This is a genomic window from Paeniglutamicibacter sulfureus, assembly GCF_030512175.1.
Lineage (GTDB): Bacteria > Actinomycetota > Actinomycetes > Actinomycetales > Micrococcaceae > Paeniglutamicibacter > Paeniglutamicibacter sulfureus.
In genome coordinates this window covers 1092510-1113577 of sequence record NZ_JAULBL010000001.1, presented here as the reverse complement: position 1 = coordinate 1113577, position 21068 = coordinate 1092510, and the positions used below count along the sequence as shown (strand labels likewise).

General features: G+C 62.8%; 16 protein-coding genes. 9 read left to right on the top strand and 7 right to left on the bottom strand.

Annotated features, from left to right (window positions below):
* Positions 1–76: 76 nt before the first annotated feature.
* The 4 genes from Q2T94_RS04895 to Q2T94_RS04880 are packed head-to-tail and all read left to right on the top strand — an operon-like array spanning position 77 to position 4787.
* The gene (locus tag Q2T94_RS04895) at positions 77–1117 is read left to right on the top strand and encodes an NAD(P)-dependent alcohol dehydrogenase (RefSeq protein ID WP_302263089.1); all 1041 of its coding nucleotides are present in this window, start codon (positions 77–79) and stop codon (positions 1115–1117) included.
* The gene (locus Q2T94_RS04890; RefSeq protein WP_302263088.1) at positions 1114–2652 is read left to right on the top strand and encodes a sugar ABC transporter ATP-binding protein; all 1539 of its coding nucleotides are present in this window, start codon (positions 1114–1116) and stop codon (positions 2650–2652) included. The genes Q2T94_RS04895 and Q2T94_RS04890 overlap by 4 nt, the downstream gene beginning before the upstream one ends.
* Positions 2639–3661 (top strand): ABC transporter permease, encoded by a 1023-nt coding sequence (locus Q2T94_RS04885; protein ID WP_302263087.1) that lies wholly within the window; start codon positions 2639–2641, stop codon positions 3659–3661. The genes Q2T94_RS04890 and Q2T94_RS04885 overlap by 14 nt, the downstream gene beginning before the upstream one ends.
* Before the next feature lie 55 nt (positions 3662–3716).
* Positions 3717–4787: a substrate-binding domain-containing protein gene (locus tag Q2T94_RS04880; protein WP_302263086.1), complete on the top strand. Its 1071-nt coding sequence runs from the start codon at positions 3717–3719 to the stop codon at positions 4785–4787.
* A gap of 68 nt (positions 4788–4855) precedes the next feature.
* Here the strand turns inward: Q2T94_RS04880 and Q2T94_RS04875 are convergent, their stop codons facing one another.
* The 3 genes from Q2T94_RS04875 to Q2T94_RS04865 form a co-directional block, all read right to left on the bottom strand.
* Entirely contained in the window at positions 4856–7318 is a 2463-nt protein-coding gene (locus Q2T94_RS04875) for a DEAD/DEAH box helicase (protein ID WP_302263085.1), read from the bottom strand.
* A gap of 60 nt (positions 7319–7378) precedes the next feature.
* On the bottom strand, positions 7379–9169 hold the full coding sequence (locus Q2T94_RS04870; protein WP_302263084.1) for a flavin-containing monooxygenase: 1791 nt from the start codon (positions 9167–9169) through the stop codon (positions 7379–7381).
* Positions 9170–9266: 97 nt separating this feature from the next.
* Complete coding sequence (locus Q2T94_RS04865; RefSeq protein ID WP_302263083.1) at positions 9267–10427, bottom strand: GAF domain-containing protein; 1161 nt, start codon at positions 10425–10427, stop codon at positions 9267–9269.
* Positions 10428–10592: 165 nt separating this feature from the next.
* Here Q2T94_RS04865 and Q2T94_RS04860 point away from each other — a divergent pair, with 165 nt between their 5' ends.
* Entirely contained in the window at positions 10593–11162 is a 570-nt protein-coding gene (locus tag Q2T94_RS04860; protein WP_302263082.1) for a histidine phosphatase family protein, read from the top strand.
* A gap of 134 nt (positions 11163–11296) precedes the next feature.
* Here Q2T94_RS04860 and Q2T94_RS04855 read toward each other — a convergent pair whose 3' ends face one another.
* Together Q2T94_RS04855 and Q2T94_RS04850 are read right to left on the bottom strand one after the other, a co-directional pair.
* The gene (locus tag Q2T94_RS04855; protein WP_302263081.1) at positions 11297–12553 is read right to left on the bottom strand and encodes a hypothetical protein; all 1257 of its coding nucleotides are present in this window, start codon (positions 12551–12553) and stop codon (positions 11297–11299) included.
* A 109-nt stretch (positions 12554–12662) separates the two neighbouring features.
* Positions 12663–13910 carry an exonuclease domain-containing protein gene (locus tag Q2T94_RS04850; RefSeq protein WP_264269919.1) on the bottom strand — a complete coding sequence of 416 codons (1248 nt, stop codon included), beginning with the start codon at positions 13908–13910 and terminating at the stop codon, positions 12663–12665.
* 197 nt (positions 13911–14107) lie between these two features.
* On the opposite strand from Q2T94_RS04850, the gene Q2T94_RS04845 reads away from it, so the two are divergent.
* On the top strand, positions 14108–15382 hold the full coding sequence (locus Q2T94_RS04845) for an APC family permease (RefSeq protein ID WP_302263080.1): 1275 nt from the start codon (positions 14108–14110) through the stop codon (positions 15380–15382).
* Between the two features lie 244 nt (positions 15383–15626).
* Here the strand turns inward: Q2T94_RS04845 and Q2T94_RS04840 are convergent, their stop codons facing one another.
* Both Q2T94_RS04840 and Q2T94_RS04835 read right to left on the bottom strand, forming a co-directional pair.
* On the bottom strand, positions 15627–17408 hold the full coding sequence (locus tag Q2T94_RS04840) for a BCCT family transporter (RefSeq protein WP_302263079.1): 1782 nt from the start codon (positions 17406–17408) through the stop codon (positions 15627–15629).
* 265 nt (positions 17409–17673) lie between these two features.
* Positions 17674–18345 (bottom strand): response regulator, encoded by a 672-nt coding sequence (locus Q2T94_RS04835; RefSeq protein ID WP_264269921.1) that lies wholly within the window; start codon positions 18343–18345, stop codon positions 17674–17676.
* Positions 18346–18446: 101 nt separating this feature from the next.
* Between Q2T94_RS04835 and Q2T94_RS04830 the strand changes: the two genes are divergently transcribed.
* From Q2T94_RS04830 to Q2T94_RS04820, 3 genes are all read left to right on the top strand, one after another.
* The gene (locus tag Q2T94_RS04830; protein WP_302263078.1) at positions 18447–18656 is read left to right on the top strand and encodes a hypothetical protein; all 210 of its coding nucleotides are present in this window, start codon (positions 18447–18449) and stop codon (positions 18654–18656) included.
* Positions 18657–18711: 55 nt separating this feature from the next.
* Complete coding sequence (locus Q2T94_RS04825; protein WP_302263077.1) at positions 18712–19965, top strand: sensor histidine kinase; 1254 nt, start codon at positions 18712–18714, stop codon at positions 19963–19965.
* A gap of 445 nt (positions 19966–20410) precedes the next feature.
* A complete protein-coding gene (locus tag Q2T94_RS04820) occupies positions 20411–21034 on the top strand; it encodes a malonic semialdehyde reductase (RefSeq protein ID WP_302263076.1) in 624 nt (207 codons plus the stop codon).
* The last annotated feature ends 34 nt before the right edge of the window (positions 21035–21068 follow it).

The following is a 21068-nucleotide window of genomic DNA, read 5'->3' as shown; positions in this document are numbered from 1 at the left end:
CAGTCGTCACGGTCCACCGCCGCACCTGAGGCGGGCGAGTCGCCGTCGAAGCAACCAGAAGAAGGAAGCACAAATCATGCGCGAACCACTGCCCACCGAGATGCGCGCCAGCGTTTTGCGCCAAGCGGGCGAGGTCGTAGTCGAGAACCGTCCGGTCCCGGTTCCGGCATCCGATGAAGTACTGGTCCGTGTTGGCTCGGTTGGAATTTGCGGATCGGACGTCCACTACTTCAAGGAAGGCCGCATTGGCGACTTCGTGGTCGAATCGCCCTTGGTGCTGGGCCACGAAGCGGGCGGCGTGATCGTCGCGGTGGGCGCGGACGTCGATCCGGCCCGTGTCGGAGAAAGGGTTTCGATCGAACCCCAGCGTCCCTCGCCGACCAGCAAGCAGACCATGTCCGGTGCCTACAACCTCTGCCCGCACATGGAGTTCTACGCGACGCCGCCGATTGACGGGGCCTTCGCCGAATATGTGACCATCCAGTCACACTTCGCCTTTGCCGTGCCGGAGAACATCAGCGACGACGCGGCCGCCCTGATGGAACCGCTATCCGTGGGCATCGCTGCGGCACGCAAGGCCGGGATCACCGCGGGTTCCCGCGTGCTGGTCACCGGTGCTGGTCCGATCGGCATCATCGCCCTGCAGGTTGCCCGCGCCTTCGGGGCCACCGAGGTCATCGTTAGCGACCTTGACGCTGAGCGCCGGGCCCAGGCGCTCGCCTTCGGGGCCGACCGCGTGCTGGACGCCATCGCGGACGACGCCGAATTGCGCGGCCTCGGCATGGACGTGCTGCTCGAATGCTCCGGGGCCACCCCCGCGGTGCGCGCCGGGCTCGAGGCCCTGGCCCCCGCCGGTGTCGCCGTGCTGGTGGGCATGGGAGCAGACGAAATTGCCCTGCCGATCCCGCTGATCCAGAACCGCGAGCTCGTCGTGACCGGCATCTTCCGCTACAACAACACGTGGCCGACCGCCATCGACCTGGTGCGCACCGGGCGCGTGGACCTGGACGGCCTGGTGACCGGCGGCTTCGGGCTCGACGAGGTCGAAGCCGCGCTGTTGGCATCCACCGCCTCCATCAGCCTGAAAACCATGATCCGTCCCGGGAACGGCGCATGAGCGCGGCCCCCGGGGCGCTGGGCTGCGTCGACATCCATAAGGGCTTTGCCGGCGTCCCGGTGCTCAAGGGCATCACCCTGAGCCTGGAGCCCGGCACGGTCACTGCGCTGGCCGGAGAAAACGGTGCGGGCAAGTCCACGTTGATGAAGATTGCCTCCGGGCAGTACCGGGCCGATGACGGAATCGTAGAGGTGGCCGGGACGCATCTGCCGGTCGGGAATCCGCAGGCCGCCAACCAGCTGGGCGTGGCCATCGTGCCTCAGGAACTGGCTTCCATTCCTGAAATGACCGTGTACGAGAACCTGTACATCGGGCGGGAGCTGCGCCGCGGCGGATTCCTCAGGCGCCGGGCCATGCGTTCCGGGGCCCGAGCGATGCTCTCGACGTTCGGCCTGGAAATCTCGCCCGACGCCCAAATGGGATCGCTGCCCGTGGGCATTCGGCAGATCATCGAAATCGCCAAGGCGACCACCCGCGGGGCCAAGGTGCTGTTGCTCGACGAACCGACCAGCGCCATCGCCGAAAAGGAGGTGGCCCGCCTCGCTGCGGTCGTCCGACAGCTCCGCGCAGACGGCGTCGCGCTGCTGTTCACCACCCACAAGATGGAAGAAATCCGGGCCATGGCCGACCGCGTGATCGTGCTGCGCGACGGAAACCTGGTCGAGGACCAGCTCATTGCGGACATCACCGATGATGGAATCGTCCGGGCGATGATCGGCCGCGAGCTCGAGGACCTGTTCCCCCAGGTGCACCCGCACGCCGACGAGGTGCTGCTTGAGGTAAGCGGGCTGGGCGTCGGAGACCGAGCGCCGGTCAGCCTGAGCGTGAGACGCGGGGAAATCCTGGGGCTGGCCGGGCTGGTCGGCGCAGGACGCACCGAGCTGATTGAGACCATCTTCGGCATGCGTGCCCCGAACGGCGGAACCGTAACAGTCTCCGGCTCCAAGGTGCGCCTGGCCAACCCTGCTGCCTCCATCGTTTCCGGCATGGCCCTGGTCCCGGAGGACCGCAAGGGCGCCGGCGCCGTCATGGGCATGTCGATTCTCGACAACACGATCCTGCCGCGGCTCTCAGCGTTTTCCACCGCGGGTTGGCTCCACGGCCGCTCGCGCCAGCAAACGGCCACCGAGGTCATGGATTCGCTGCGGCTGCGCCGCCGCACACTGGGACAGCCGGTGGAAAAGCTCTCTGGCGGCAACCAGCAAAAGGTTGTCCTCGGCCGCTGGCTCACCGGAAAGGTCGACGTGCTGTTGCTCGACGAACCAACCCGGGGCGTGGACGTGGGCGCGCGCAACGAGATCTACCGGATCATCACCGAACTCGCCCAGGCTGGCATGGCCGTGGTCATGGCGTCCTCCGATATGCCCGAGATCCTCTCGCTGACCCACCGGACCATGGTGATGCGGGACGGTGCCTTCGCCGCCGAGCTCTCCCGCGAGGAACTGTCCGCCCCCGATATACAGGACCGCATTTTCAGACTTGCTTCCGGGCAGGAAGCCGACTCGCAGAAGGACACCCCGAATGTTAACGACTAAGCCGGCCAAGGCCGCCACAATGGCCGAAACGGCCCCAGCGACCGCGTTGGGCCCGGCCCGTTTCAGCGGGGCCTGGTTCAGGCAATTGCTCATCGACAATGCCATGGTCGTGGTCATGGTGCTGGTGATTGTGTTCTTCCTCTATCGCAGCGCACGCTTCGGCACGCCGGAAAACCTGGTCACCATCCTCGTCGCCGCGGCACCGTTCGCCCTGATCGCCCTGGGACAAACCCTGGTCATCCTCACCGGCGGCATCGACCTGTCGGTCGGCAGTGTCATTGCCGCCAGCGCCATGGCTGGCGCCCTGGTCGCCAAGTCAAACCCAGGCCAAATCTGGCTGGCCCTGCTCGCCGCAGTGGTGGTGGGCATGGTGGCCGGCCTGATCAATGGCTTGGTGGTGGCCTACATGAAGGTTCCGCCCTTCATCGCAACCCTCGGCATGATGACCTTGGCTTCCGGTGTGGCCTACGTGATCGGCAACGGCGCTCCGATCAACGGCTTGCCGGCGGGCTTCGGGGCATTCGCGAATACTGAGGTCCTCGGAATGAAGATCCCGGTGATCCTCATGATTGTCAGCATCATCGGCCTTGCCATCGTGATGAAGCGCACCGCCTATGGCATGCGGGTCTACGCGGTGGGCGGCAACCGCCTGGCCGCCGAAATCGCCGGCGTAAACAGCTCCCGGATCCTGCTCAGCGTGTACGCCATCAGCGGCGTGCTGGCCGGCCTCTCCGGAATCATGATTGCCTCGCGCGTGATTTCGGGGGCGCCGAACCTGGGTTCGGGCTACGAACTTGATGCCATTGCCGCGGTGGTCATTGGCGGTGCCTCGCTCATGGGCGGGCGCGGCAGCATCTGGGGCACCGCCCTGGGCCTGTTGCTCATCCAGACACTGAACAACGGCTTCGACCTTTTGGTCGTCCCCGCCTACTGGCAGGACGTCATCAAGGGCATCCTGATTGTTGCGGCCGTGGCCGTCGACGTCTGGGCCTCCAAGCACCGCAAATAGCGTTCCACGTTTCACCTTTTCCCACCTTTCGAATCCCCTTTCAGGAGTGTCAACGATGATCCGTCCTCTCAAGAAAATCACCACCTCCCTGGCCGCACTCGGCGTGGCCTCCCTGGTCCTCACCGGTTGCGGAGCAGGCGACCCGAATGCCGCCGGCGCAGCGGGCTCGTCCGACAAGCAGCTGACCGTGGGCGTGAGCGTCTACGACATGTCCTCCTTCGTGACCCAGGGCAAGGAAGGCATCGATGCATACGCCGCGGCCAACGATGTGAAGATCCTGTGGAACTCGGCCAACCTCGACGTCAATACGCAGGCAACCCAGGTTGACCAGTTCGTGAACCAAGGCGTCGACGCGATCCTGGTCAACCCCGTTCAGGCCGGCTCGCTGCAGCCGCAGGTTGCCGCGGCCAAGGAAGCAGGCATCCCTTTCGTCGATGTCAACGCATCGCTGAAGAACGATGCCCTTGACGGGTCGGTGCAGCCGGACGATGTCGCCGCCGGTGCCCAGGAAGCCCAGATGATGATGGATAAGCTGGGCGGCAAGGGCAACGTCGTGATCCTGCAGGGCCCGTTGGGTGGTTCAGGGGAAATCGACCGCGGCGCGGGCATCGACTCGGTCTTGGCCAAGTACCCGGACGTCAAGGTGCTGGCGAAAGACACCGCCAACTGGAAGCGCGACGAGGCCGTGAACAAGATGAAGAACTGGATCTCTGCATTCGGCGACGACATCGACGGCGTCATCTCGCAGAACGACGACATGGGGCTCGGAGCCTTGCAGGCATTGAAAGAAGCAGGCATCAAGGGCGTCCCGATCGTGGGCATCGATGGCATCGAGGATGGACTGAAAGCCGTGAAGCAGGGTGACTTCATCGGTACTTCGTTGCAGCACGGAACGGTGGAAATGGCCGCGGGACTGGCCGTGGCAGTCAAGCTGGCCAAGGGCGAGGAAGTCAACGCAAAGCCCGTCTACATCATGCCGGCCATCACCAAGGAGAATGTTGACGGCGCCATGAAGAACGTGGTGACCGAACGTGAATCCTTCCTTAAGGCGCTGCCCGAGCTGATCAGCGAGAACCTCAAGACCGGCAACGTGGCTTACGAAGGGCTGCCGGGCCAAATCAAGTAGTACCAGGCACGTGAATCAGCCGTTGGCGGTTGTCCGGGGTTCGCCCCGCGACAACCGCCAACGGTGCTTTAAGGCAAGCGGTTCTTGGACTCGGTCGCGAACCCCAGGTCCCGGTACCCGCCGGCGCGCTTGTCGTAGGCGCGGGCGATCACCGGGGTGAGCACATCGACGTAGTCGTGCACCACGGCGGTGGCCTTGCCCGGGTGTGGCCGGGTGACCCGGCCGGCGTACTGGACGAGCCGTCCCTTGAAGGAAACGGGTGCGGCCAGGAAGAGCGTGTCCAGGCGCGGGCAGTCGAAGCCCTCGCCGATCAACGACCCGGTGCCCAGGACCAGCAGCGCTTCGTCCTCGGGGGTGGAGTTGATCCGCTCCATTGCGGCCCGCCGCTCGGAGGTCTTCAGCGATCCCGTGAGCTCGATCGGGTCGAGCCCGACGCCGCGCAACTCCTCGGCAATCAGCTGCAGATGCCGCTTCCAGGTCGAGAGCACCAGGATTTGCCGGCCCTTTCCGTGCGCCTCGATGACGTCGCCGGCGACCTGGGCCAGGCGGTTTCGGTCCTCGATGAGGATCTTGTAGATCCGGGTGATCCCGCCCGGCTCGCTCGGGTCGATGTCCCCGTCGTAGTCGAACGCCGTGTCGTGGAGGCGCAGCTGCAGGGCGGGAGCGGGGAACTCGGCGGCGCTTTGCGGCAGTTCGCCGTGGCGGGCCGTGGCGAACTCGTGGGTGAAGGTGCCTAGCTGGTGGAAGATCAGCTCCTCCAGCCCGTCGCGTCGGTACGGGGTGGCGGTGAGCCCGAGCCAGGAACGGGCCGAGACCTGGTTCATGACCTGGCTGAAGGCGGCCGCAGGCACGTGGTGGCATTCATCGACCACCACGAACCCGTAGCCGGCGGTCAGCTCCGCAACATTCTTGCGCCGGGCCAGCGTGGGCAGCAGCGCCACGTCGATGCGGCCGGTGGTCTTGGACTTCCCGCCGCCGATCTGGCCGGATTTCTCGCCGAGGAAGGTCAGGATCTCGCCGCGCCATTGGTCCGCCAGCGCCTTGCGGTCCACCAGCACCAGCGTGGAGACGGACTTGGCCGCGATCAGCGCACAGGCCATGACGGTCTTGCCGCTGCCCGGCGCGGCGACCAGCACCGCGTGGGTGCGGGCCGCCAGCGCATTGAACGCCCGCTGCTGCTCGGGATGCAACGTCGCGGTGAAGGCGAAGTCTGCTGCTTCCCCTACGACCCGGTGGTCGGTGAGCCTGAGCTTGCTGCCGGCGGTTTGAACGAGTTCCTCCAGCCGGGGCAGCAACCCGCGGGGCAGGATAAGGTCGCCCTCGAGGGTTTCGTCGTAGCTGGTGAGGAAGCGCGGGATGCCCCAGGTGGAGCGCCGCTGGCGCTGCCGCTCGTAGAAGTCGGGGTTGGGCAGGGCCGCGGCGTGCTTCAGCGCGGTGACCATGGCCGGGCCCAGGTCCGTGGCGCGCAGGGTGATGCGTGCAGCGATCGAGGCATTGACGATCGGGGCGGGTCGCGGGGAGATCTTGGAGGAGGCCGGGACCTCCAGGCGGGTCTTGCGCCCGGTGACCGGTGCCGGCAGCAACCGCAGCAGCGATTTCAGTTCCCCGGGGCTCACCCGCCCGAGGCCCGAGAGGTACGCCCATTGGTCCTCGTAGGGCTCCAGGGTCGAGGTGTCCAGAAAGAGCGTGGTGCCGTGCTTGCGGCGCCTGCCGGACAACGGGGCGGCGATCAGGTTGCCCATGCCCTTGCCGGTGTGCCGGTCCTGGGAGGGGAAAAGCCGGTCGTAGCTGCGCAACGACATCGAGCCCCTGATGCCCATGGCCTCGTGCAGCAGCGAGCTGGCCAGGGAGCGCGCGGACTCGGCAGAGACCTCCTGCGCGAAGAAAATCCACACGTGCGCCCCGCGCCCGGACTGGGAGACCTCCAGGGCGGCGGGGATGCCGCGGTAGCGCGCGGCCTTGAGGTAGGCCAGCGCATCGAGCATCGCGGCGTCCCCATCGAAGTCCGCGGCCACAAAGTAGCAGCTGTCCCGCGCCGTCAACGGGTAGAGCCCGATGTGCTGGGTGCCCCGCAGGTGGGCCTCGACCTCGGCCGGGGTGAGCCTGGTGTAGTTCGTATTGTCCCGGTCCATCCATTTGCGCCAGCCCCCGGGAACCGCCGGCACCCAGCCGGACTTTCCCTCCGCCGCGTTTTCCCAGCGCAGCGCAAAGACATCGGTGCGGGCGCGAAACAGGTCCATGTAGAGCCGGATCTTCTCGGCCTCCGGGGAGCTGGCGGTCACCGGGCCCGAGGGGCGCAGCGCGAGCTCGGCCTGGGAGGGTGCCGCGGCCCGTGCCTCGGCAGTGCCCAGGGACAAGAGCTTGCGCAGCCGCAAGTTGTCAATGCGCAGCGCCTCAAGCTCGCGTTGGACGGAGCCGGTGTTGGCAGGGGCATCGGCGGGGGCGCGGGTGTCTGCCGGTGCCGGAGGCCGGGTCGATGCCCCATCAAGCGGCAGCTGGGGTTGGTCCGGATCGTGGTGGGTGGGACTCACACCACCATTGTGCCCCGCGGCCCCGACAATCCGGGGTCGGCGGGGCACCCTGGCGCCGGATCAGGAGCTGTGGTGAGTCTCGGCCAGCGCGTAGACGGGGGTGTCGATGCCCTCGAAGCGTGCCTTGAGCTGCAGCGCCAGGTACTTGGAGTAGTGCCTCGACTGGTGCAGGTTCCCGCCGTGGAACCACAGGTTTTCCTGGCGGGTCGGCTTCCACATGTTGCGCAGCTCGCCCTGCCACGGACCCGGGTCCTTGGTGGTGTCCGAGCCCAGGCCCCAGCACTTGCCCACCGCATCGGCCACGTCCTGGGAGATGAGCCTGGCCGCCCAGCCGTTCATGGAGCCGTAGCCGGTGGCATAGACCACCGCGTCGGCCGGCAGCACCGTGCCGTTGGTGAGCACCACCGAGTCCTCGGTCAAATGCGCCACGTCTCCGTGGGCCAGGGCGATCGACCCGTCGGCCACCAGTTCGGAGGCGCCGATGTTGATGTAGTAGCCCGAGCCGCGGCGCAGGTACTTCAGGAACAACCCGGAATCGTCGTCGCCGAAGTCCAGGTCGAAGCCTGCATCGGCGAGCCCCTGGTAGAAATCCGCATCGTCCGCGCGGATCTTCTCGAACGCCGGGCGGTGGAATTCGGGCAGCACCTTGTAGGGGATGGAGGCGAAGATCAGGTCCGCGGTCTCGTGGTCGATGCCGTTTGCCAGCGCCTCCTCGGAGTACAACGGCCCGAGCACGGTGTTCATCAGCGACTCCGAGCGCACGATGTGGGTGCTGGAGCGTTGCACCATGACGGGCTTGGCGCCGTTTTGATAGAGGTCCGCGCAGATGTCGTGGGCGGAGTTGTTGGCGCCGACGACCACCACGTTTTTGCCCCGGTAGGCCTCGCCGCCCGGGTGGGTCGAGGAGTGGTTCTGTTCCCCGCCGAAGACGTCCTGGCCTTCGAAGAAGGGGATGTTCGGGATCCCCGACATGCCGGTGGCGATCACCACGTGTGCGGGGCTCAAGGTGTGCTTCCGGCCCTCGCGGATCACCTGGACGGTCCATGCCCCGGTGTCAGGATCGTGGACGGCGGAGGTGGCCTCGGTGTTGGACCAGTAGTCCAGCTCCATCAGCCGGGTGTAGCTTTCCAGCCAGTCGCCCATCTTGTCCTTGGGGGTGAACACCGGCCAGTGGTCGGGGAAGGGGATGTAGGGCATGTGGTCGTACCAGACCGGGTCGTGCAGGGCCAGCGAGTGGTAGCGCGAGCGCCACTGGTCGCCCGGGCGCGGGTGCTTGTCGATGACCAGGGCGGGGACGCCCAGGCGCTTGAGCCGGGCGCCGAGCCCGATGCCGCCCTGCCCGCCGCCGATGACCAGCACGTACGGCTGTTCGGTGATGCCGAATTCCGCCGTGTGCCGGTTGCGCCGATCCAGCCAGTTCTCCGATGTCATCTCGGACCCGTGGTCGGCCCCGCGTTCGCGCAGCGACCCCGCCGGTTCGGGAAACTCGCGCAGGCCCTGGGCGGTGGACAGCAGCGTCCAGCACTTGCCGTCGCGCAGCCGCAGCAGCCCCTTGCCGTCGATGGATTTGTTGGTGAAGGTGTACCAGGCCTCGATCACGCCGTCGCCCTCGGTGGCCGAGACCAGGGAGAGGTCCCGCGGCCAGGCGTCGGGCCCGACCCCGTCCAGCATGTCCTTGATTTCCCCGCGGCCCTCGGAGGTGTGCAGGTTCCAGGTCAGCGCCGACAGGTCCCGCCAGTAGGATTCCCCGCCGAAGAGGGCTGCCGCCGCCTCGGTGTTGCCCGCTTCCAGTGCGCGTTCCAGCTCGCGGAGCCATTGCCCGGCCGCGGTGCTGGCATTCTCTTCGGTCATGTCCGTCTCCTTCGAAAGCATGTTGCGATGGAGACGATGCTATGAGCTGCGTCATAGTGCCGCGAGGGTTGCAAGAGGTTGCAACGCCCGCTCCGCCTCAGGGGCGGAAGGCCGCCGGCAGGCCCAGGCGGTAGGGCCGGGATTCGATCAGCCCGCCGAGTCTGGTGCGCAGCCGGGAGAGCTCGGCGCGCACCGTGACGGTGGTGGTGATGCCGGGAAGCCGCTCCATGAGGCCGTGGGCGTCCAGGCCGGCCGGGTTGGCCACCAGCAGCGCCAGGATCTCGCCGTGCCGCTCGCTGAGGCGGATCTCGGTTCGTTGCCCGTCCTGGACAACGACGGCAACCGGCACCGGGGCAAGGGCGAGTTCCAGCCGGACGTCCGACGCGCGGTTGACGCCGTGCAGCAGCCAACCCCCGGGGACCTCTTCGGCCACGACCGCCCCGAGCTCGGGCAGCCAGGCGCCGCCGGGGGACAGTGCGCCGGGCAGCCGCAGGCGGTCCCCCACACCGAAGCCCGCCGAATGCGCCACCCAGCCCTGCGCATCGACCAGCACATGGCGTCCGACCGGGGACGGAACCGAAGCAGCCAGCAGATGAAGCTCGCGGTGGTGCCGTTCGGACAGCAGGCCGGCGGCCTCCCGCGCCGTGGCGCTGACCAACGCAAGGGTATGCGGGTGCGCGGTGCGGTAGGACCCGGAGAGCGTGATGGCGCCAAGCACCTGTCCGGTGCGTTCCTCGATGATCGGGGCACTGGTGCACACCCAGGTATGTTGTTCCTCGCGGGCGTGTTCCGGGCCGAAGATCTGCACCGCGGTGCGTTCGGCCATGGCGGCGCCCAGCCCGTTGGTGCCGACATCGGTTTCCCGCCATCGCGCCCCGGCAATGAATCCGATGCCCTCACTGCGCCGCCGAATGGGGGACGGCCCGGCAACCCACAGGACATAGCCCTCGTCGTCGCTGATGACCAGTTCGTTGCCCGCATCGGCGGCAAGTTGCAACAAGCGGTCCTCAAGCAGGGGAACCAAGCCGGAAAGCACGGCTGCACGTTCCCTGCGGTCGACGATGTCCTCGGTGCCCAGCGGCCGGATGGCCGGGTTCTTCAGCAACTGTCGCTGCCAGGAGCGGGCCACCACTGGACGCACCGGTGCGGGGATGATCTCCGTGTTGGACCACGCCCGATGCAGCGGCATAAGCGATCGGGCCTTGGCCGCCGGATCCTCGAATGCAGCAAGCGCGGCCTCCAGCCGATGAACTGCCATATGTCCCACCCCTCAACCCTTAGAGGATCGCATGGAAGCACTTCCTTTGGACAGGGGGCCGGGAAAGACGAAGCCACTGAATTTACGCATCTGCATTGGCAGCTGAACTTCCCCGACGAGTGTCGGTGGTAGGCAGTCGGGGCGCGGAAGCGCGAGAATGGAGACATGAAACTAGGATTCATTCGCCATGGGCAAACCGATTGGAACGCCGAAGGCCGCCTGCAGGGTTCCAGCGACATCCCTCTCAACGAGGTCGGACGCCAGCAGGCCCGCGACGCCGTGGCGGTGCTTGGCGCAGGCTCCTGGGATGCGATTGTCAGTTCCCCGCTGTCCCGGGCGCGCGAAACTGCGGAAATCATTGCAAGTGGTCTGGGGATAGAGTTGGGACGCAGCTACGACGAACTCATTGAGCGAGATTACGGTCAGGCCGAAGGCATGCAGGACGGTGAATGGGAGAAGCTCTGGCCCAACAAGGTCGGCGGCGGAATAGAGAACTTGGACTCAGTGGTGGCTCGCGGCCTTGCCGCCATCGAGCTGATCGCCGCGGACTTCCCGGAGAAGAACGTTGCGGTGGTGTGCCACGGAACGATCATCCGCTACACCCTTTCCGCGCTCGCCGGAAACCAATTCGACAGCATTCTCAATGGATCCGTATCGCTGACGGACAACGTTGCTGGCCTGTGGATGGTGCGCAGCGTCAACGGGGAAACGCTGGGAACCCCTCTCATCCAGTAGGCGCCGCATCCCGCGTATGCGGGTGCTCCACTCAACGCGTCGAAGTAGGAGAAGATATCACGGGGAACGCCGGACAACGGGGCCGCCAGCCGAGTCCCTAAATATTCGAGTATTCGTTCCCGGAGTCGCTAGGTTCACAACAACGGACGACCGGTGAAGCTGGGAACCTCGTCGTTGGGATCCAAGAACGTGTACGCGACCTCGGAAGCATCCGCGAGTTCCAGGACCAGCGGCTTGCACAAGACCGGCGGGATGGAAAGCCGTGCGTTGATGGTCACGAGTCCTTCCGCATGCAACCGTTCCAGGTAATGCCAAGCTACTTCAATGGTGTCCGGGGTTCCGCGCGGATCGAAGTCGCTCAAGCCCCGGACCGGGTGCTTGAGGACTTCGACGCTGATCGGCTCGACGGCCGCCTCCAGCAAGAAATAACGGGTTAGGTAACCCATCTCCGGAACTCGGCGGAGTCCTTCTACCTCCACCGACACTGCACGGTACATTTGCTGCGCCACGCTACGGACCACGTTGATGAGATTGGCGGAGGGATCTTCAAGCAAGCCGATGGCCTTCTTGCTTGGGTAGGCGCGGGTGGCGCTCAATTCCACGAGTCCGGCAGCCACCGACGCATCCCAGTACAAGTTCAGGCGAGCCACATTCTTGGCGGACTTGAACCGGACCGGACCGTTCTTCGACGGTCCGCCGACGGGTGTCGGCGAGCCGTCGTAAACGGCTGGTACTTCGAGTGCGGCGGCCGCCTCTTGTACATGTTTGCGGTTCAAGATCTTCGAGCTAGTGATTTCGCGCTTCGTGCCGAACCAACGCAAAAACGACAGCAACCGGCGGGTCAGGGCCAACGCCGCGATCCCTTCATGGACTTCTTCGTGGGAAAGTTTCGGAACACTGATCATCACGCTTTGAAGTTCGGGAATGGCGGAATATTCCGGCTCGAACCGGGGAAAATCGAAGCATTTGAAAAAAGATTCGAGGCGTTGAAATTCCTCATGGGTGCCACTCCATGTTCCCGTGGTGCCTAGAAACTCAAGGTAGGCCCCCAGGACGTGTGTCGTTTCCAGGAAGTCGTTGGTTTTCTTGCCAAACATCAGGTCATCGAGCGTCGCAGCGAAGGCCGGGAGATTCAGGAAGGTGATTTCGCGACTGCTGTTTACGCGCGCATAGTGCTCCAGAAAAGCAACGATTTTCGCGCGGAGATCCGAACCGCGGATATCGAATCGACGTTCCGAGCACCATTGATCGAAAGCGGGGAGGACGCGAGGTAGTTCGCGGCGAATTCGAAGCTCATCGATGCTTACGACGGAAGGATCGGCTGCGCCGCGTGGTGGCGATTCGACCTTGTTGGCTGATTTCGGATCTTTGGGAGACATCTTTTTCCGCACAGTTTGGTCCTCTTGGCAGCGTCTACAACCCCGGCGCCGCCGCTGATGACTTGAGCATACTAGTGAGCCGAGATCGATTGTACCGTTGTCAAAAAATTCTGAAGAGACGTCAGTTGCCCGGCGATCTAAGGAGACGGTTCCACAGGTAATCCTCCCCGACCACCGGGATGCCGTAGGATCTGGCTTTTCGCGCTTTGCCCGAGAGGCTGTCCGGATCGGCGGCCACGAGAAGCTTGACCTTTTTTGTCACAGCCCCGTGAGGCGTGAAGCCGGCTTCTTCCAACTCGGCTTCGATGGCATTGCGCGGCCTGCTCATGTCCCCGGTCAGTACGACGAGATCGCCAGGTACCAGGAACGAGGAGGTCAAAGCAGTCGTATCAGGGACCGGCGGGACCGTTTCCTGTGTTGCTTGGGAAGCGGCCTCGAGCTGTTGGGCAGAGATGCCGAGCAGCCCCGCGATGGTTGTCAGTTCGTTTAGTTCATCTCCGGTGAGCGAACCATCTGCCCAAGCGACAGCTGACACCGAAGCGAAATACTTCCCGTGCAGTTCCCGAACGGTGGTTTGGCCGATTCCCAGATCATCGGCGGTGGCAACGAGTGCGGACTTTTCGTGAGCGGAGAGATACCGGTCAAGCAGTGCGCGGTCAAGTAGTGCCAGATACTCATGGTGTTCCGCTGGTCCGGATATTTCTGGCAGCCGCACCACAATCCGGTCAACAAAGTGCGGTTCCAAAGAACCCGCCGATGATCGGTGCGCGGGTTCGCGAAGGGGCGTAAGCGGTGTTTGTCGCCAGGATGTTTCCGCCGCCTCCGTCAGGAGAAAGTCCCAGTCTCCCAGATCGGGATCGAGCTCCATATATCGGGATAGAAGGACGGCCGCTGCCTCGGCGTCATCCCCGGCGCTGTGAGCATGCCGCAGCTCGATGCTGAATGAATCACAGCAGTCCTGCAGGGAGCGCCCCGCCCCAGGCAGATACTCGTGCGCCATCTGCATGGTGCACAAACCGCGTGGTAAATAGAAATCGGGAAGTTCGAGTCCCGCACGATGAAATTCGGCCCTGAGGAAACGCGCGTCGAATCCGAGATTATGCGCAACAACAATGGTTCCGGATAGGCGCCAATCAAGTTCGTCAGCGACGTCACTGAAGCGTGGCGCGTCGAGGATGTCCTTTGCCCGGATGCCATGGATCGATTGCTTGCCTAAGTCACGCTCTGGATTGATCAACGTTTCCCATCGATCCAGTACCGCTCCCGAACGGTCCATGGTAATGACGGCAATTTCTGCGATGCGGTCGTGGTTTCCCGGGAAAAGTCCCGTGGTTTCCGTATCAATGACTGCGAAATGTCCCAGTGTCATGCGAGTCCCCGATTCTTGCGCGTATCCAGCAATCCTCTTTGAGCTTAGGCGAACCTGCAAAGGTCGTTCCCAGACCAATGTCGATCCGTGGGGTTATGGCGTGGGAGCGCATGCGCGAAGTGAAAAGGCGACTGAGGGCGCGTCCCTCGATGTTGGTGCGCCACCAAACGTTAATCTCAATGTAGTACTTGTTGGGAATGCGAAGCTTGAGCGGAGAAGAAGTGGGCCCTGGCCTCAAACGTCAATTGGGTACCCAGGCGGCAGTGATGATCGGTTTGGGTGCCATGATTGGCGCCGGAATTTTTTCCGCGTTCACACCTGCGGCGTCCGCGGCCGGTTCCGCACTTCTGGTGTCCCTGTTTTTGGCGGCCGCGTTGGCGTATGCAAATGCACGCTCCAGCGCCCAACTCGCGGCTCGGTACCCGACGTCCGGAGGTACTTATGCTTATGGGCGTGAGGTGCTTGGCCCGTGGCCGGGCTTTATCGCCGGATGGGGCTTCGTGGTCGGCAAGACGGCTTCGGCAGCGGCAATGGCACTGACCTTCGCAACTTACACGGTTCCCGAAGCCTGGGTGAAGCCCGTCGCTGTTCTGGCGGTGGCGTTGCTGGTCGGCGTCAACTATCTGGGAGTTACACGAACAGCGGCCGCAGCACGCATCATCGTCATCGCGGTATTGGCGCTCCTTGCCGTGGTTCTGGTCGTGATCCTTACCGGCACCCATGCGCCGCCGGCCCACGCGGCAGGGGAGAATGCCAGCGCTCTGGGTATCTTGCAGGGGGCCGGGCTACTGTTCTTTGCCTTCGCTGGATATGCACGCATCGCGACCCTGGGCGAAGAAGTACGAAACCCGACCAAGAGCATTCCCCGTGCCATCGGGATTGGCCTGGGCATCGTCGTAGTTCTCTATGCGGTGGTCGCCGTGGTGCTCCTGAATGTTCTGGGTGCCGGAGGTATTGCCCAAAGCGCCAAGCCTTTGGTCACCGCGCTGGGGGATTCATGGGCCTTGCCGCTGGTGCAAATAGCCGCGGCCCTTGCATCCCTTGGGGCGCTTCTTGCTTTGATTGCAGGCATTGGACGCACGGCCATGGCCATGGCACGGGAACGCGATCTTCCCCATCCCTTGGCCGCCATCCACCCGCGCTTTTCAACGCCGCATCGCGCCGAGCTGACGGTTGGCGTGGCAGTGGTTTTGCTGATCATGTTCTTCGACCTGCGGACCGCCATCGGGTTCTCGTCGTTCGGAGTGCTCGTCTACTACCTAATCGCCAACATCGCGGCGTTCAAACAGCCGCGGGACGAGCGCCTGAGCCCCGCGTGGTTGGGAGTCGCGGGTGCCATTGGGTGCGCCGTGTTTGTTGCCACGCTGCCACCCAGCGCCGTCGTCGGTGGACTGGCGATGTTCGCCGTGGGCCTGGGCTACCGTGCCATTCGCCTGCGCTTCGGGGCTGACGGATACAACGTGGACCATTGATCGTCCAGCCCGGCAACAAGTTCCGACTGATCACCACATGCGGAACGCGGATGGTGCCGCACATCGTTGTCTTCCACGACTTGGATCCGAATCGGTGCCGGCCAACCGGGCAGCAAAACACCGCCGTGGAGTCCGGCACCTATTTGTCGACGCCAGCAGGCAACATTGATCGAAACGCATTCGAGGTGTTGGGTTCCCGTACATGACGGTAACCCAACACCTCGATTTTGCGATGTAGATTCGGCTAGCTCGTGGCCTGCGGTGGCTGGCCGGAGTCGCTGCCTTCGGTTTCCGGTGCGTCTCGATGGTTGTCAGCTTCCAAGCGAACCCTGCCCGAAGCCGCCGGCACATGGCCTCGGCGTGCCAGCGGAACTGACCGCCGCAGCCGTGCAGTGAAGTTCTGGAGATTGATCAACTGCGAATCCTGGTTCGGGGCTTCGACTTCCAGACCATAGAAATCGCCGATGTGGTCGACGAACGCCATGCGCCGTGCCTTTTCATATACCTTCACTTCACGTGAAAATGCCCGATACGTCGACCAACAGATCAAGATCAGGACGATGCTGAACGGCAGGGCAATGATGATCGCCGCTGTCTTGAGTGCCTCAAGGCCGCCCGAGAGCAAGAGGGAAGCGGCCAGGATCGAAGTTGCCAGCGTGAAGAAGATTCGGATCCAGTTCTTGGGCTCCACGTCCCCGCCGGTGGCAATCATGCCCATGACCAGCGCGCCCGAGTCAGCCGATGTAACGAAGAAGATGACAATCATGATGATCGCACCCACCGTTAGTACAGAGCCGGCAGGCAATTGGTCGAGCATGGCAAACAAGGCGCCCTCGGTGTCAATCGAGCGGTCCGGGGCGATGAGGTTGCCCGTTCCCTCCAGCTGTCCGTGCAAGGCGATTCCACCCAGGACCGAGAACCACATCATCGTGACAATGGTGGGAACCAAAATGACACCTGCAACGAATTGGCGTACCGTGCGACCGCGAGAAATCCGGGCAATGAAGATTCCCACGAACGGCGCCCACGAAATCCACCAGCCCCAGTAGAACGTGGTCCAAGTGCCCTGCCAGACCTCGCCCTCGGCCCCGGTGAAGGCACTGACGTTGAACGACATTGCAAGGAAGTTCTGCAGGTAATTGCCCACGGACTGTACGAAGTTTCTGAGCAGGAATTGCGTGGGGCCAACAATCAAGAGGAAGACGACCATCACGCCTGCCAGGATCAAGTTGGTGTTCGAGAGCCACTTCATGCCCTTGCCGACGCCCGAAAGAACGGAGAAGAGCACCAACGCGGTGACGACTGCAATGATGACGAGATCGATGAATTGGGAAGCCTGAACCAGTCCGGCGCTTTCCAGTCCTGCACTGATTTGCAAGACGCCCAATCCCAAAGAGGTCGCCACACCAAAGATCGTGCCAACCAACGCAACAACGTCGATGAGGTTTCCAAGTCCGCCATGGACCTTGCGCCCCAGCAGTGGCTCGAGTGTCCACCGAATCGATATGGGTCGGCCACGGCGGTGAATGGCGTAGGCGAGGGCCAACCCGATAACTACGTAGATCGACCAGGCATGCACCCCCCAATGCAGGAAGGTTTGCGCCTGCGCCTGTTGGGCAAGCTCGCCAGGCGATCCCGAGGCGCCGGGCTTGGGAGAGGCAAAGTGGCTCAGCGGCTCGGAGACGCCATAGAAGACCAGGCCGATGCCCATGCCGGCGGCGAAGAGCAGCGAGAACCACGAACCGAGGGAGAACTCCGGTTCGTCTTCGTCCTTGCCGAGCTTGATTTCGCCAAATTTGCCGAATCCCAGCCACAGGCTGAACACCACAAATCCCGTGGCAATAAGGACGTAGTACCAATTGAAGTAGCCGATGATCTGCGACTGGACGGACGCGAAGAGTGCCTCGGCAGTGCTTGGCATGGTCATGGCAAACGTGGCAAAAACAATGATGATGATGGCCGCGGGCCAGAAAACCCATCGGTGTACGCGTGGCTGGGCGCGCGCCTTCGTCAGTTCAGTTGTCATTTTTCGAGCCTAGGCGATGCAGGGGGGACCCTAGCAAGAAAGGTGGTTATTGCCACCTAATTTGCAAATGAATGCTAATCCATGAAATGGGGATCATATTAGTAAAATGTACAAGTTTTATATGTGCCCGGTCCCGCTGCCTGACGCCGGTGGCCGGATGGGCACCTATTCATCGTGCAAAACCGGTGCCCGTCCCGATCCGTTGGAGGCAAGGACGCCGGGTTGGCGTGACAACATCTGCCGAGCAACAACCGTAGGCCCTTGTCTAATCCATGTGCAGCTCGACAAGTCCGAATTGTGCAGCCCGGATCAAGGTCTGGACCCTGTCCCGGACACCGAATTTTGCCATGACACGGCTTAGATGCGCTTTGACGGTGGCTTCGGAAATGTGCAACTCGGCAGCCATCTCTGGATTGTTTCGGCCGCGAGCCAGCAACTGTAGGACTTCTAGTTCCCGCTCAGACAAAGGCATGGGGCTTTGTCTGCTCGTACTACTTGGTTTGATGCCGTGAGCATCGCGAACCGCGCGAATGAGATCCTGCGATAGCGATGCCGAAATGGCGGCGCTTCCGTCGTGCACTGCCTGAATCGCGCCGAGGATTTCCATGGGCTCGGCGTCCTTGACCAGATATCCTGCAGCACCGGCGCGTAGAGCCGGGACCAGGTATTCTTCCGAGGAGAATGCGGTTATGGCGAGTACGCCGATGTCCGGGTAATTCGTGATGATAATTTCTGTGGCCTCAACACCGTCCATACGCGGCATCTGCATGTCCATGAGGATCACGTCCGGGCTGTTGCCCGCACAAAAATTCACGGCCTCAATGCCGTTTGTTGCCTCTCCAAGCCAATGAAATCCTGGCGCTGCGTCGAGAATGATTTTGAGTGCTTGGCGCATGAGTGGTTCGTTATCTACCACAAGAACTTGGATGTCGGTCACAACTACGAGTCTAATGACCCTGAGTGGAATTGTGGGACTTGCAGGTGAGCAACAAAAGTTTTCGGGAATGTAGCTGTTGACTTACTGAAATAGGTGCGAGAATGGGCAACATGAATCGTAAAACTCGTATCTTCGCTGCTGTTACCATGTCCGTCGCCTTGCTGCTGCCGGCTGCAATTCCTGCCCAGGCTGCTGCCGTTCCGGGTTCCCTGGCGCAAGGTGGCTCAATGCCAGTCGCTGAAACCGCTGGCGCATCTCTGGCTTTCAATGACTGGCTGTGCCGATACTTTGGTGCCGGCTGCCGTTCATAGCTCCTAAAGATCTGGGCTTATTTGTGCGAGCCCTTATTTCGATGAGAATGGAGAAATGAACTCTCCGATAACTGTCGCCGCCAAGGAGCAGTCTTCCTCCAGTCTTGGGAGGAAGATTCTTCTGGTGGCCAGTGGATTCGTCGCACTGCTGCTGGGCACTGACATTGTGACACTTCTCAACGAAACTGACCCTGCCCTGTTTGTCTCCTTTGCTAAAGCGGTCGCTGTTAATGCGACCTTCGCTCTGGCGCTCGGACTACTGTGGGTGCGTACCCGATATGCGGTCATCGTTTCGATAGTGGCAATGACGTTGGCAGCATTCACCGGAGCATATTTGTACTCGCTCCTCATTATTCCCCTCCTCGTCGGCTTGGTTACTCTGACGGAGACCCGCAAATTCTCGCTCCGCTACCTCTGCATAACGGGCCTTTGGCCGATCCTGATCATCGTCGTCAGATCCTACGACGTGGGCTTCTTGATCATCATCATTCCTTTGGTTGCGGCGGCTTACTTCATCGCCATATTCGTCCGGAAATTCCAGGAACAGCGCGAAGCCGACAGGGAGCGCATTGAAGAATTACGACGCAAACAACGGGAAGCTGTTGAAGCGGAGCGCAAGGCCATTGCGAGGGACCTTCACGATATCGTCGCCCACGACATCACCGTGATTTCCATGCAAGCCAAGGCTGCAGGTTTTTCCGGCGATCCGGCGGTTGCCCAGGCCGCGCTCAAGGTTATCGGTGCTACGTCTAAGGAGGCGCTCCAGGACCTGCGCGTCCTGCTCAATGTGCTTCGATCCGACGGCCAGGCAACGCGTTTGGACGGATCGATTGTTGACAAGGCGGGGAATGCGGCCAGCAGCCTGGAAATATTGATTGGTGTCGAGATCTTTGCCGAGCGATTGGTTGACCTCGGCCACCCGACCAAGACCATGGCCGACCCAAAGCTTGCCGGGCTGCCCCAGTCGGCCCAAGCCGCGTTATATCGGGTGTTGCAGGAATCCACGACGAACATCGTCAAACATGCCGAGCGTGATGCGCCGTGCCGCATTGAGGCCCTCATTGTCGGTGACAGGGTTTGGCTTGAAGTCGCCAACAAGCTGCCTGGTCGGGTGATCGACCAGGGTTTTGACAATGGTGGTCATAGCTCCGGCATCGTGGGCATGGCCGACCGCATGGCAGCCTTCGGCGGGACTCTGTCGGCCCAGGGCGTCCGAGGTGACTGGGTGGTTCGGGCCGAGCTGCCCGCCAAGATTCTAGATGGAGCCCACCAGGTGCCCGAGGAACTACCCGAGGTCCAAGATTTATAGTGAGGTTTCCTCACTAAGTATGGTCAAAAGTCTAATGTGCTGTGGTTGCCACGCTGGATACAGTAGGTACTACATCGGCCGTATAGCCGATTGATGAGTACGAAGAGCGTTTTGCGAGTGGCGCTTCGAGAACTCATTTCCAGCACGCCAGACGACGCCAGCCCCGCAGACCAAGCCCCCAAGTTGGTCCGCATCGGGAACCGCGTCAAATGCTTTCCCCCAAGGAGCATTTGATAACCATGGTTCCCGGTCGCTACTACCCCAAGAGTAGCTACCATCGGCGTCGTCAGGCGTGCTGATGTTTAACCACGAAAGTGTCCCGTTCTCGAACCCTTGGCCATTCCGGGTGACGTGAATCACGGATGCCGGTGGAATGTGGCGGTCAACAGTGGTGGTTCTGCTTTAGTAGGAAACTACCGCTGAACCGCAAGGAGCACACCCCCACATGAGCGTTGAAACCGCCGCGACCGTGTACGAACAGCTGTCGATCGATGCAGATACCGCTGACAAGCTTTTCCTTCAAGCGCGAACTGCCAACACCTTCTCCGACGACGCCGTCTCCGACCAGACCCTGGAAGCCATCTACGAGCTCACCAAAATGGGTCCGACGATGATGAACAACCAGCCGTTGCGCATCACTTGGGTCAAGAGTGCAGAGGCCCGCGAGGCAGTTGTTGCCCAGATGATGGAAGCGAACCGACCCAAGTCCCTGGCCGCCCCGGCGCTGGCTGTGTTGAGCTACGATGCCAACTGGCACGAGCAGTTCCCCGTCTTCTTCCCCCACGCGGCGGAGCGGAAGGCAATGTTTGAGGACGATGCCGCCATGCGTGCCGAGATCGCCAAGAACAACGCCTGGATGCAGGCAGGCTACTTCATCATGGCCGTCCGTGCTGCCGGCCTGCATGCCGGACCCATGGGTGGCTTTAACGCCGCCGGCGTGGACACCGTCGTCAACGCCGAAACCGCCAACCACGCCTTCCTGATCGTCAACGTGGGCACCCCCGGCGAAAACGCTTGGTTCGACCGCCTGCCGCGCCTGGACATCGACATGGCCACGGGCAGCATCTAAGGGTTCCTCGTCCAATGTGACAGACGCCGTCGGG